This window comes from Collinsella sp. TM10-22 (assembly GCF_003466125.1).
Classification (GTDB): domain Bacteria; phylum Actinomycetota; class Coriobacteriia; order Coriobacteriales; family Coriobacteriaceae; genus Collinsella.
Window position 1 is genome coordinate 38,725 of the sequence record NZ_QSOC01000004.1, and the last position, 12,955, is coordinate 51,679.

Here is a 12,955-nt window from a genome sequence, read left to right on the forward strand (position 1 = left end):
CCAAATGGCAGAAGTAAGGAGTGCCGAGTATGGCCGAGAAAACGATTGATATCGCATCGCCGATCCTGTCGCGCAACGAGCGTCTGGCAGACCAGCTGAGTCAGCGATTTAATGAGGCAGGCACCTATGTGATCAATGTGCTGTCGAGCCCCGGTTCGGGCAAGACCACCACGATCCTGGGCACCAACGAGCGCCTGCGTGACAAAGCCGGCCTGCGCTGTGCCGTCATCGAGGGCGATATCGCCTCGGACGTCGACGCCATCATCATGAAGGAAGCCGGCATGCCCGCCATCCAGATCAACACGGGTGGTCTGTGCCACCTTGAGGGCAACATGATCATGGAGGCCGTCGACGCCTTCGACCAGGCTGTGGGTTTGGAAAACATCGACGTCATCTTTATCGAAAACGTTGGCAACCTGGTCTGCCCGGTCGACTTTGACCTGGGCGAGAACCTGTCCATCATGATCCTCTCGGTGCCCGAGGGCGACGACAAGCCTATCAAGTACCCGGGTATCTTCCAGCACGCCGGCGCGCAGCTGCTCAATAAGGTCGACGTGGCCCCGGCTTTCGATTTTGACATGGATAGGTATACTAAGACACTCGATGACCTCAATCCGCAGGCGCCGCGGTTTGCCGTGAGCGCGCGCAAGGGCGAGGGCATGGATGCCTGGTGCGATTGGCTCATCGGGCAGATCGAGCAAGCAAGGGCGTAAGTCGGCCGCCATAAGCGCGGGCGCAGCCGCAGAGACATGAGATAGGAGCCTCTTTTGAAGCTCATCATCGCCGAGAAAAACGACGCCGCGCGCCAGATCGCCGAGCGTCTGTCCACGGGCAAGCCCAAAAAGGACAAGGTGTACAACACCGCCATCTACCGTTTTGAGTGGAAGGGCGAGGAGTGCGTGACGATCGGCCTTGCCGGTCACATCCTCGCGCCCGATTTTTGCGACAGCGTGCTGTTCGATAAAAAGCTGGGCTGGTATTCGGTCACCGAGGACGGCGAGATGCTGCCGGCCGATATGCCCGATGGTCTGGCACGTCCGCCCTACGACACCAAGCGCAAGCCGTTTCTTGCCGATGGCATCTCCATCAAGGGCTGGAAGCTCGAGAGCCTGCCCTATCTCACCTGGGCGCCCGTCATTAAGTTGCCGGCCGAGAAGGAGCTCATTCGCTCGCTCAAGAACCTTGCCAAGAAGTCCGACAGTGTCATTATCGCTACGGACTTCGACCGTGAGGGCGAGCTGATAGGTTCGGACGCCCTCAACAAGGTGCGCGAGGTTGCGCCCGACTTGCCGGTCGCCCGCGCCCAATACTCTTCGTTTACCAAGGCCGAGATCACGCAGGCCTTCGATAATCTCGTCTCGCTCGACCAGAATCTGGCCGACGCCGGCGAGAGCCGCCAGCACATCGACCTCATTTGGGGTGCGGTGCTCACGCGTTACCTGACGCTCGCCAAGTTTGGCGGCTTTGGTAACGTGCGCTCCGCCGGCCGCGTGCAGACGCCGACGCTTGCCCTGGTGGTCGAGCGCGAGCGCGAGCGCATGGCGTTTGTGCCCGAGGACTATTGGCAGATTCGCGGTATGGGTGCCGCGCAGGGCGCCGCCGAGGACGACCGCTTTAAGATCGCGCACAAGACGGCGCGTTTTACCGACAAAGATGCCGCCGAGACAGCGTATGGTCATGTCGACGGCGCTACGACGGCGACCGTTGCCGCGGTGACCAAGCGCTCGCGTAAGCAGCAGCCGCCCACGCCGTTCGCGACCACCTCGCTGCAGGCAGCCGCTGCGGCCGAGGGCATATCGCCCGCACGCACCATGCGCATCGCCGAGTCCCTCTACATGGCGGGTCTCATCAGCTATCCGCGTGTCGACAACACCGTGTACCCCGCGACGCTCGATCTGGGCGCCGTGGTAAGCGACCTGGCAAAGATCAACCCGGCGTTGGCGCCCGTGTGCAAAAAGGTGCTCGCCGGCCCCATGAAGCCCACGCGCGGCAAGGTCGAGACCACCGACCACCCGCCTATCTACCCCACGGGCGAGGGCGATCCGTCCACGCTCGACGGCGGCCAGCGTAAGCTCTACGACCTCATCGCCCGTCGCTTCCTGGCGACGCTTATGGGTCCTGCGACCATCGAGAACACCAAGCTCGAGCTCGACGTCAACGGCGAGCCCTTCGTGGCTTCGGGCGACGTGCTCGTGACCCCGGGCTTCCGCGAGGCGTACCCGTACGGCCTTAAGCGCGACGAGCAGATGCCGCCGCTTGAGCAGGGCGATACGGTCGACGTGTTCGACATTAAGCTCGAGGCCAAGCAGACCGAGCCGCCCGCGCGCTACAGCCAGGGCAAGCTCGTGCAAGAGATGGAAAAGCGTGGCCTGGGCACCAAGTCCACGCGCGCGAGCATCATCGAGCGCCTGTACGCCGTGCGTTACCTCAAAAACGATCCCGTGGAGCCGAGTCAGCTGGGTATCGCCATTATCGATGCACTGTCGCAGTTTGCCCCGCGCATCACGAGCCCCGATATGACCAGCGAGCTCGACGGCGACATGACCCGCGTGGAGCGCGGCGAGGACACCGAAGAGCATGTCGTGACGCACTCGCGCGCGCTGCTGGCCGGCGTGCTCGACGAGCTGCTCAAACATACGCAGGAGCTGGGCGACGCCATCAGCGACGCCGTCACGGCCGATGCGCGCGTGGGCGCCTGCCCCAAGTGCGGCAAGGACCTGGTTATGAAGACGAGCGCCAAGACTCGCGGCAGCTTTATCGGCTGCATGGGCTGGCCCGACTGCGACGTGACCTATCCGGTGCCGAGCGGTGTCAAGGTGAGCCCGCTCGAGGGCGAGGCCGCCGTGTGCTCCGAATGCGGCGCGCCGCGCATTAAGTGCCAGCCGTTCCGCCAGAAGGCCTTCGAGATCTGCGTGAACCCGACGTGCCCCACCAACTACGAGCCCGACCTTAAGGTGGGCGAGTGCAAGGTGTGCGCCGAGGCCGGACGCCATGGCGATCTGATCGCGCACAAGAGCGAGAAGAGCGGCAAGCGCTTTATCCGCTGCACCAACTACGATGACTGCGGCGTGAGCTATCCGCTGCCGGCGCGCGGTAAGCTCGAGGCGACGGGTGAGACCTGCCCCGAGTGCGGTGCCCCCATCGTGGTGGTCAACACGGCGCGCGGCCCGTGGCGCATCTGCGTTAACATGGACTGCCCGACCAAGGAGAAGAAGCCCGCCCGCGGCCGCAAAACCACAACCAAGGCGAGCACGGCAAAGAAGGCCACGGCGGCAAAGAAGACTTCGACCGCCAAGAAGTCGACGGCGAAGAAGTCGACTGCCAAGAAAGCGGCTACCGACAAGTAGCGGCGCAGTCGAAACATTGCCCTAAAAACGAGCGAGGACCCTGCGATCATCGCTCGTTTTTTGACCGGCAGTTAGGGACGTTCCTTTTCTGCCGGCAGTTTAGGAACGTCCCTAACTGCTGGCTCGGGAACGACAAAGCGCTAGTTCACTTCGACGGGTTTGGCGCCGGGATAGCGCTCCTCAAAGTCTAGGCGGTACTTATTGTCATTGGTGCCCGCCACGTTGTCGTGTGACAGCGGCGCCACGATCTCATTCTTATGGTCCGCAGGCTTGGCGTATTTCAGGCTGATCTCCCAGGCATCACAGATTGCGTCGATGCGGTGATCCAGGTCGTCGTACAGGGCAACGATGTCCTTCCAGGAGCTGTAGTTCCTGGAGCTCGTCGGGACGTCCAGATCCTCGACGATGTCGTAATACTGCTCGATGGTGTCCTCCGTGCGCTCGGCGACGTCGGCGAGATTTTGACGGGTGGTGCGATCTTCTTCCAGATAGCTGCCATTGAAGGCCTGCGCGCAGGCGCGGACCTGGCTGTCGAGGTCTTCGAGCAGGTCGTAGTATTCGCTCAGTCGGCGGTAGAGGTTCTGCTCGGAGAGCGTTGCTTCGCCGCCATCCTCGTCGTCATCGTCATCATCGTCGTACAGGCTGTTGGGATCGCCGAGGGGCTTTAGGTCATCGTCGTCGACGTCATGGTGCAGCTTAGCTACCTCGGCAGTCGTCTGCGTGGCGGCGTTGTCGAACGGTCTGATTGCAAAGAAGATGACCAGAGCGATGATGATCGCCACCAGCACAACGATAACGGCGATAAGCGGCCCGGTGCCGCTCTTTTTGGGAGCGGGGGTCTGTGGCGAAGCGGGCGCGTATGAGGGAGCCGGCTGCTGTTGGGGCGAGCCGCTCGCGACGGGTATGCGCTGCGTGGTCTCGACGGCCGCGGGGCTTGCGGCGGGGTCGGGGCGATAGGCGAGGGGGTCGTCCGCCTTGGCTTGCGGCATATCAAGGGAGCCGGTCTGCTCAAAAGCGGGCTGGCTATCGCTCGCGGTTGTTTGCTCAACGGGTGCACCGCACGAGGTGCAGAACTTGGCATTATCTGCAAGAAGCTTGCCGCACGAGGAGCAATACCGAGACATTGCCACTCCTTTCGCCACATTTCAATGCAATACGACGATTATACCCATCGTCCAAAATTCCCCATCATGACAGTTGGGGACGTTCCTTTTCGGCCGGCAGTTTGGGAACGTCCCTAACTGCCGCCTGGTGGTTGGGGCGCGCCTGCCCCTGGGGTATCATGATTTGGTTGATATATCTGCATTTACGCGCCATGTAGGAAGGGGCTGCGCCCATGGCTTTTGAGCCTGCTCAACATAGCTTTATCACGCTCGAGGGCGTCGACGGCGCCGGCAAGTCCACGCAGGCGCGCCTGCTTGCCCGCGCGCTCGACCTCGCTGGCTATCAGGTCGTAACTCTGCGCGAGCCGGGTGGCACCGCCATCAGCGAAAAGATTCGCGCCCTGCTGCTCGACCCCGCCAACACGGCGATGGGTGACACCTGCGAGCTATTGCTGTACGAGGCGGCCCGTGCCCAGTTGGTGCACGAGGTCATAGCCCCCGCCCTCGCGGCCGGTAAGGTGGTCCTGTGCGACCGCTTCTACGATTCCACGACCTGCTACCAAGCGTTTGCCGACGGCCTCGATCGCCAGATGGTACGCGATGCCAATAACCTGGCCGTCGCGGGAACGCATCCGGCGCTCACGCTCGTCTACCACATCACACCCGAGCAGGCGGCTCTGCGTATGGCCGCCCGTGGCGCGGCAGATCGCATGGAGGCAAAGGGCATGGCGTTCCAAGAGCGCGTTTACCAGGGATTTTGCAGCATTGCCGCCGAGGAGCCAGGCCGCGTAAAGCTCATCGACGCCACCGCGCCCATCGAGGAAGTCTTTGCGAAGACGGTCGAGCAGGTCCGCGCGCACGGTCTCGATATCTCCCAAGACGCCGTTGCCGCCGCGCTTGCCCAGGAGGCCGAGTAACATGGCCCCCGCTCAGACAAGCCTGTTGGCCAAGCTCGACACCCAAGAGCGCGTGCGCGACTTTTTGACCAATGCCGTCGCCGGCGGCCGCGCATCGCACGCTTACCTGTTTTTGGGTGCTCCCGGCGCCGGCAAGCTCGACGCTGCATGGGCGCTCGCCCAGGCCTTCCTGTGCGAGCAGGATGGCTGCGGCGCATGCGACAGCTGCGTGCGCGTTGCTCGGCATACGCATCCCGACGTGCACTATTACACGCCCGAGAGCGCCACGGGCTACCTCATTGCCCAGACCCGCGAGTTGCTCGATGACGTGCCGCTGGCGCCCATCCGCGCCAAGGCCAAGGTCTACATCATCGACCGCGCCGAGCAGCTGCGCGCCAACACCGCCAACGCGCTGCTCAAAACACTCGAGGAGCCGCCCGAGGGCGTTATGTTCATTTTGCTGGGCACCTCGGCAGACGTGATGCTGCCCACCATCGTGAGCCGCTGTCAGTGCGTGCCGTTTCGGCTGGTGTCGCCCGCCGTGGCCGCGCAGGCCGTGAGCCGCGCCACCGGCCAGGACCTCGCGCGTTGTCGCATGGCGGTCGCCGTGGCGGGGAGCCCCACGCGCGGCATCGAGTTCCTTAAGAGCGCCGAGCGCCAGGACGCTCGCCGCCAGATGGTTCGCGCCATCGATTCGCTTATCGCCGCCGACGAGGCTGATGTGCTCAGCCTCGCCAAGTCACTCATCGTCGCCGTTAAGGCGCCGCTCGCCGAGGTCAAGTCCACGCAGGAAAAGGTGCTTGAGCAAAACGCCGACTACCTGTCGCGTGGAGCATTGAAGCAGCTTGAGGACCGCAACAAGCGCGAACTCAACGCGCGCGAGCGTTCGGGTATCATGGAAGCGCTGGCGAGCGCGCGGACGCTCATGCGCGATGTGCTGTTGACGCTTCAGGATGAGGCGGCCGACGTGGTGAACGAAGACGTGCGCGACACGATCGGTCGGCTTGCCGCCGCGACCAATGTTGCGGGTGCCACCCAGGCGCTCGAGGCGGTCGCAACCGCCGAGCGCAACATCGCCAGAAATGTTACTCCCCAGCTGGCCATCGAGGTCATGCTGTTCGATATCAGGAAGGCACTGAAATGCCGTTAGTCGTACCCGTTAAGTTTACCTATGCCTCGCGCGACCTGTGGTTCGACCCACAGGATCTGGATATCCTCGAGGCCGATTATGCCATTTGTTCTACCGAGCGCGGAACCGAGATCGGCCTGGTCACGGCCGATCCCTTCGAGGTGCCGCAAGACGAGATCGGTCAGCCACTCAAACCCGTGCTGCGCGTGGCGAGCGACATCGACCTGCAGCTTGCCGACGACCTGGCTATCCAGGGCGACGAGGCCATGGTTGATTTCCGCCGTCTGGTCAAGGAACTCGACCTCGAGATGAAGCCGGTCGGCGTCGAGTACCTGTTTGGCGGCGAGAAGGCCGTGTTCTACTTTGCGGCCGAGGAGCGCGTCGATTTTCGCCAGCTCGTCAAGGACCTGTCCTCGACGCTGCACATTCGCGTCGACATGCGCCAAATCGGCGTGCGCGACGAGACCCGCCTGGTGGGCGGCTATGCCCAGTGCGGACAGGAGCTCTGCTGCACGCGTTTTGGCGGACAGTTTGAGCCCGTCTCGATTCGCATGGCAAAAGAGCAGGACCTGCCGCTCAACTCGTCCAAGATCAGCGGTGTTTGTGGCCGCCTGATGTGCTGCCTGCGCTATGAGTTCGAGGCGTACAAGGACTTTAAGAGCCGCGCGCCCAAAAAGAAGACGCTTATCGACACGCCGCTCGGCAAGGCGCGCATCCAGGAATATGACACGCCGCGCGAGCAGCTTGTGCTGCGTCTGGAGAACGGCAAGGTCTTCAAGGTCAATCTGGCCGACATGACGTGCTCGGAGGGCTGCAAAAAGAAGGCCGCCGAGCAGGGCTGCAACTGTCGCCCCGACTGCGTGACGCGCGACGTGCTCGAGCGCATCGAGTCGCCTGAGATGCGCCTGGCGCTCATGGAGCTCGATCGTGAGAACGGCGTCGACGTGGGTGATGGTCTGTCGAGTGCCGACCGTCTGGCCGGTACGTCGATGCCCAAGCGCCGTCGTCGCGATGCTGAATCCGATGCTCGCGCCGGTCAAGGCCAGGGCGAGGGTCGTGGCCGCGGAAAGGGCCGCGGCAAGGCCGAGGTGCCCGAAGTCGAGGAGGCCGCCGGTGGCCGTCGTCGTCGCAAGCGCGCGGGCTCGGGCGATGTTACCGAGGCCGCGGCCACGGGCAAGAACGCCTCTCGCGAGCGCGAGGCTCAGCAGCCCCAGCAGCAGAATCGCGGCGGTGGCATGAACCCCACACGTCGCCGCCGCCGCCATCTGTCGAGCGAGGAGCGCGAGGACGCCTTCCGCGCCGCAGCTGCTCGCGAGGCTGGTGCCGCCCCCAAGGGTGGTTCGGGTTCCGATACGCCTGCCGACAAGGGTGGCAAGCAACGCAACGATGACGAGCGCGCGCCGCGTCCGCGCCGTCGCCATTCCTCGGGCGCGCAACAGAAGCCCTCAGTGCCCTCCGTGGCCGATCAGGTCTTGGATGGCGAGGTCAAGGTCACGCGCCGTCGTCCCGGAGATGGCGGAGGGACTGCCGCCAAGGCTTCGCGTGGCGCCGCTCGCGATGAGCACGAGCTGCGCGAGGATCGCGGTAGCGAGGGTTCGGCCGATCAGGGCCAGAAGCGCCGTCGCCGTCGCCGTTCCCGCAAGCCGCGCCAGGATGGTGGCGAGGGCTCGACCCCGTCTTCGTCTGCACCACAACCGCCCGCCGGCGAATAACGCCTGCGAGCGGATTTAGCCCGCCTTGCCCCGAGCGCATCGGGGTATCATAGCGCTGAATCAACAACCCTCCCTGCGACCGAACGTAGGGAGGGTTGTGTCTTGAAGAGCCATCTGAACATATTGAGCCGTCTGCAGGGTGCCGGCGCCCTACCGTTTGCGGACGAATTGCGACCGTTTGCCGAGCGGGCGGCACGCGAGGTGCTTGAGGCATTGTCGCCAACACGATGTGCCGGCTGCGAGCGCGCCGGTACGCTTATTTGCCAAGACTGCCTGGCTGCGCTCACGCTCATCGACCCATGCCATAGCTGCATCCGATGCGGTGCCCCGTTTGGGGATTTGCTGTGCACTGAGTGTTCGGTCGAGGGCACGTCCTCGGCAATGTCGGAGGCGCTCGACCGCTGCCTGGCGTGCGCCGTCTATGCGCATCCGCTGCCGCGCATCATTAAAGCTTACAAGGACGCGGGCGAGCGACGTCTGGCTCCGTATCTGGCGGAGTTGCTCTACGACACCGCCCTGCATGCCCAGGTCGTAGCGCCCGAACGCTTAGGAGGCGTGCTGTCCGGTGCGGATGCGGTGGTGTTTGTGCCTGCGACGGAGGCAGCGTTTCGGCGGCGCGGTTTCGATCATATGGAGGCCATTGCGCGCCCATTTTGCGAGCTGTCGGGTGTTCCTCTGCTCGATGCCCTCGTCAAGTACGGCCATGGCGACCAGCGCGAACTCGGTCGTGAGGAGCGCCGCGAGCGTGCCCAAGGCATGTACGAGACGGTTGAGGACGTGCACGGCCGCCGCCTGCTGCTTATCGATGACGTTATCACTACGGGCGCGACGATGGCCGCGGCTTCGGCGGAACTCAAGCGCGCCGGCGCTGCGGCAGTCGATGGCCTTGCTATCGCACGTGTTTGGTAGGGGTGGTTTTGTGGCAGTAAAGATTGAGCGGCGCAACGAGCCGACAGGCGAACAGCTAGCGGCTTCCGTAATCCTAACAGGCGCCTCAGCGCTGCGCATGATGCGCGCCGAGCGCCGGCAGATGGGCTATATCAGCTGGAAGGACCTTGATCCCGATGAGGAGCGCCGCGTACTAAACGCTTCGTCGCCTTCGGCTGAGGACATCTATCTTCCTGACTTGGTGCGGATTGGGGCCGCAAGCGGCGAGGTGCAAGAGGATTTGTGCTTGCTGGTAGGGTCTGCAGCGCAGCGCCGCCGCATGCCTGGCGTGGGCTGGTCCGTGTCTTCCGGGTTGCCTGCCGGCTCGATTCTAGAGGTGGAGCCGGGGGTGTACAGCCTATCTCCCGAGGCCCTTTGTGTTGCCGTTGCACGCGAGGTCGGCTGCATCCAGGCGTTTGCCCTGACCCAGGAACTGTGCTCTAAGATTTCACTGAGCGACCGCGGGAAGTATCTGCCTCCCTACACCTCGCCCGTTGCGAACAAACTTGCAAAGGACAAGGACCAACCGACAGACGTGGGCTACTTTGAAGTCGAGCCAGTGCTGACGCCCGATCGCTTGGCAGATTACCTCGCGGTATGCAAGGGAAACGCGGCCAAACAATTGCAGCGTCTGTGTCCCTACTTGTCAGAAAACCTGCGCTCGCCCATGGAGTGCATCATGCTCGCCCTGTTTTCGCTTCCGTTTTCCTATGGAGGATTTGCCTGCGGTCCCTTTAAGACCGACTACAAGATCGAGTTCGATGATCGCGCGCAGGCAATCTCGGGGATGCCCCATGCAGTTTGCGATGCATATCAGGAGACAGCCCGGTTTGACCTGGAATACAACGGTGAGCTGGGCCATTCCTCCCGGAGGGGACGTACCCATGATGAAAAACGCAACACGGGCTTGATTACTATGGGAATCGAGGTCGCAACGGTCAACAACGAAATGCTTTGCGACATGGAAGCGATGGAAGCGCTCGCATGGCGCATCCACCAGCGTATGCGAAAGCGGTACCGGAATCGTGTCGATGCCCGCAGAAAGAAGCAAGAGGCGTTGCTTAACACGCTGCGGGTGTGTTTTGGGCTTAAGCCGGTCTAATTCGCGTCGAAAACAGGGGGTTAATCATATGCCCTGGCCAAAATATGGCAAATATGAGTACTGTCACTAAATCAGTAACAGCAAAATCAAAGAATTTAGGACTCGGAGGCGGCGTAAAGTAAGAAGATAATAAACAAATGTAGAATAACTAAGCATCAGGTTGGCGACACTGAGCGCGAAATCTGTCCGAGAGGCCAAAACTGCCTGTTACTAAATCGGTGACAGTACTCATATTTGCCATTTTTTGGTCACGGCACCCTAAGAAGGGTGCCCCGGAGCTCCCCACAGGGGAGCTTCGGGCTTCATAGGGGCACGAATAGCCCACTCCGACCTGCAAATCTGTACTCGCGATGCGAATGACGCCCCTAACCTTAAACTTTAGCTTGAACTTAGCTATAATGCGCTTCGTTCCTACCAGGCTGTGGTTGCGGACGGGCGAAATGCCCGTCCTAGTCCAAGACAGACGCGGTCAAAGGGATCCACGTAAGCGACCGCGTGCGCGCGGCGCGATCATGGCGCGTCCTAGATGTAAGCCGCACCGTCCGTTCTACTTTCTTTGGGGCAATACCGCCTCGCGGGCGAGCGGGTCAGTCGTGAAGGTGGCTGCGGCCTCCCGAGCAAACACCCCGGTGCGCAAGTGTGGGGTCAAATACCAGGTCAGCTGGTGGGAACAACCTGATATTCCGCGCAACGCACGGATCGTATACGACACAGAAGGCAGGGTAGTGGACATGGTGAGGGGCAGCTTGATGCACGCGGCTCGGTTAGGTGCTGGGACTGCAGCGGTCATCGCCGTTTTGGGCCTGAGCGGATGCGCGTTCAACCCGCTGTCTACGTTCACGACTCCCACGATCGACCAGATCGAGTACGAGACCGTCACGCCGGCGGTGTCGGATGATGCCCTGGTCACTCCCGGAACCCTGACGGTCGCCCTCGATACTTCCGATGCGCCACAGGCAATGCAGGGCGCCGACGGCGAGCTTACGGGGTATGCAGTCGACGCTGCCCGCGCCCTCGCAAGCCGCATGGGCCTTAAGGTCGCCTTTGTCGATGCGTCCTCGGCAGGTTCCGCACTCGGCGACAAAAAGGCCGATATCTTTATCGGCGAGATCAACTCCACGGACGGGGACATTAGCTCGCTCGGCGCCTGCCTGTACGATGCCGCTTCTGTGTTCGGTAAAACTAGCGATGGTGGGTCGCTCAGCGTTTCCACCGATACCCTTAACACGTCCACCCTGGGCGTTCAGATGTCCTCGGCCTCGCAGGAGGCGCTTGCTAAGCAGAGCATCACCGCCAACCAAAAGACCTATTCCAACATCAACGAGTGCTTTGAGGCGCTCGAGTCCGGCGAGGTCGACTATGTGATCTGCGACTCTACGGCCGGCGGCTACCTTGCACGCCTGATGAGCGAGGTCTCCTATGTCGGTTCGCTCGAGGCGCCCTCGACGCTTAGTGTTGCGGGCCTCTCGTCCAATGACGAACTGTGCCGTGCCGTGAGCGATGCCCTCGACGGTATTACGGCCGACGGCACGCTCGAGGCGGTCCACTGCGTCTGGTACGGCACGATGCCCTACGACCTCACCACTAAGACGGTTTCGGGCGCTAACGTGCGGCCGGGCGATTCTGAGTCCAGTGAGACCATGTCCTCCGGCAGCGAGTCCTCCGATTCCAACAATGCGACCGCATCCTCCGAGGACAAATCGTCCAGTCAGGAAGGCGCCATCACCGACGACGACATTAACAAACTCAATAGCTAGTTATTGCTAGGGGTGGTGTCTCCTATACGTTGGAAAGGATACCTCTTCACGGTTTCAACACGCACCGCCGGGCTTCCCCAATAGGGAAGCCCGGCTTTTTTGTTTCCGTAAAACCAGCAGGTCAAGGGCAATTTCCAGGAGAAAAACCAACTCAGCCGACGCTTTCCTATAGCGCACTTTGCCACGGAAAAGTGCGAGACTTCGGTATGCGGTATCAAGCAATCGTTATTCGGGTCTTTGGGAATTCGGGTGATTAAATGCACGGCAGTGGGTACATAGCCAGTACAGTAAGTCCCCGAGGCAGATTGGAGCCACGTATGGATATCAAGGTTTCTGGACGCAAGACGACGGTAACCGATGCTCTGCGTGCGCATGTGGATGAGAAGATCGGCGAGGCGCTCAAGGTTTTCGATATCGAGCCCATGACGGTCGACGTTGTGCTTCGCTATGAGAAGAACCCCTCGAACCCCAACCCGGCAATCGTCGAGGTTACGGTTCGTGCCCGCGGTTCGGTGATTCGCGTTGCCGAGCATGGCGCAGATATGTACGCCGCCATCGACCTCTCCGCCGATAAGGTCACCCGCCAGCTGCGCAAGTTTAAGACCAAGGTCGTGGACAACCGCCAGTGCGGTGCCAGCGCAGCGGATGTCGCACCGGTCGAGCGCGTCGAGGATCTGGCCGACCTGCTGCTGCCCGAGGAGGAGGACGATCTGCTCGTCCGCGAGAAGGTCATCGATGTCACCCCGATGACTGAGGAGCAGGCGCTGGTACAGACCGATCTGCTGGGCCACGACTTCTACGTGTTCGAGAACGCGACGACTGGCCTCATCAATGTGGTGTATCACCGTAAGAATGGTGGATATGGCATCATCAAGCCCCGCATCGAAACACTTGACGAGTAAAATACGTTAACTTGCATGAGTTAACGGCCGGCGGTCATCCCATGCGGATGGCCGCCTTTTTTACGTAAGGAGTCGCTTTG

Annotated in this window: 10 protein-coding genes; 9 read left to right on the plus strand and 1 reads right to left on the minus strand. The window is 62.0% G+C overall.

Translation table 11 applies throughout. The features are described 5' to 3' along the window. The first annotated feature begins 29 nt into the window (after window positions 1–29). Both hypB and DXD94_RS04985 read left to right on the plus strand, forming a co-directional pair. A complete protein-coding gene (gene hypB, locus DXD94_RS04980) occupies window positions 30–713 on the plus strand; it encodes a hydrogenase nickel incorporation protein HypB (RefSeq protein WP_117763418.1) in 684 nt (227 codons plus the stop codon). Between the two features lie 54 nt (window positions 714–767). Next, window positions 768–3,347, plus strand: a complete 2,580-nt coding sequence (locus DXD94_RS04985) for a DNA topoisomerase I (protein ID WP_117763419.1) — start codon at window positions 768–770, stop codon at window positions 3,345–3,347. A 140-nt stretch (window positions 3,348–3,487) separates the two neighbouring features. On the opposite strand, the gene DXD94_RS04990 is transcribed toward DXD94_RS04985, so the two are convergent. Then, window positions 3,488–4,471, minus strand: a complete 984-nt coding sequence (locus tag DXD94_RS04990) for a zinc-ribbon domain-containing protein (protein ID WP_117763420.1) — start codon at window positions 4,469–4,471, stop codon at window positions 3,488–3,490. Between the two features lie 212 nt (window positions 4,472–4,683). Between DXD94_RS04990 and tmk the strand changes: the two genes are divergently transcribed. The 7 genes from tmk (at window position 4,684) to hpf (ending at window position 12,875) form a co-directional block, all read left to right on the plus strand. Then, entirely contained in the window at window positions 4,684–5,367 is a 684-nt protein-coding gene (tmk, locus tag DXD94_RS04995; protein ID WP_117763421.1) for a dTMP kinase, read from the plus strand. Between the two features lies 1 nt (window position 5,368). After that, window positions 5,369–6,496: an ATP-binding protein gene (locus DXD94_RS05000; protein ID WP_117735508.1), complete on the plus strand. Its 1,128-nt coding sequence runs from the start codon at window positions 5,369–5,371 to the stop codon at window positions 6,494–6,496. Further along, window positions 6,487–8,187 carry a regulatory iron-sulfur-containing complex subunit RicT gene (gene ricT, locus DXD94_RS05005; protein WP_117763422.1) on the plus strand — a complete coding sequence of 567 codons (1,701 nt, stop codon included), beginning with the start codon at window positions 6,487–6,489 and terminating at the stop codon, window positions 8,185–8,187. The genes DXD94_RS05000 and ricT overlap by 10 nt, the downstream gene beginning before the upstream one ends. 102 nt (window positions 8,188–8,289) lie before the next feature. After that, a complete protein-coding gene (locus DXD94_RS05010) occupies window positions 8,290–9,096 on the plus strand; it encodes a ComF family protein (RefSeq protein WP_233539393.1) in 807 nt (268 codons plus the stop codon). 10 nt (window positions 9,097–9,106) lie between these two features. Further along, window positions 9,107–10,216 carry a hypothetical protein gene (locus DXD94_RS05015; RefSeq protein WP_117763423.1) on the plus strand — a complete coding sequence of 370 codons (1,110 nt, stop codon included), beginning with the start codon at window positions 9,107–9,109 and terminating at the stop codon, window positions 10,214–10,216. Window positions 10,217–10,947: 731 nt separating this feature from the next. Next, complete coding sequence (locus tag DXD94_RS05020; RefSeq protein ID WP_233540328.1) at window positions 10,948–11,973, plus strand: ABC transporter substrate-binding protein; 1,026 nt, start codon at window positions 10,948–10,950, stop codon at window positions 11,971–11,973. 317 nt (window positions 11,974–12,290) lie between these two features. Continuing rightward, window positions 12,291–12,875, plus strand: a complete 585-nt coding sequence (hpf, locus tag DXD94_RS05025) for a ribosome hibernation-promoting factor, HPF/YfiA family (protein ID WP_117763425.1) — start codon at window positions 12,291–12,293, stop codon at window positions 12,873–12,875. Window positions 12,876–12,955: the final 80 nt, after the last annotated feature.

Coding starts and splice junctions, on each gene's coding strand:
- ricT (WP_117763422.1), top strand. CDS start 6,487: ATGCCGTTAGTCGTACCCGTTAAGTTTACCTATGCCTCGCGCGACCTG.
- hpf (WP_117763425.1), top strand. CDS start 12,291: ATGGATATCAAGGTTTCTGGACGCAAGACGACGGTAACCGATGCTCTG.
- hypB (WP_117763418.1), top strand. CDS start 30: ATGGCCGAGAAAACGATTGATATCGCATCGCCGATCCTGTCGCGCAAC.
- tmk (WP_117763421.1), top strand. CDS start 4,684: ATGGCTTTTGAGCCTGCTCAACATAGCTTTATCACGCTCGAGGGCGTC.
- DXD94_RS05020 (WP_233540328.1), top strand. CDS start 10,948: ATGGTGAGGGGCAGCTTGATGCACGCGGCTCGGTTAGGTGCTGGGACT.
- DXD94_RS04990 (WP_117763420.1), bottom strand. CDS start 4,471: ATGTCTCGGTATTGCTCCTCGTGCGGCAAGCTTCTTGCAGATAATGCC.
- DXD94_RS05000 (WP_117735508.1), top strand. CDS start 5,369: ATGGCCCCCGCTCAGACAAGCCTGTTGGCCAAGCTCGACACCCAAGAG.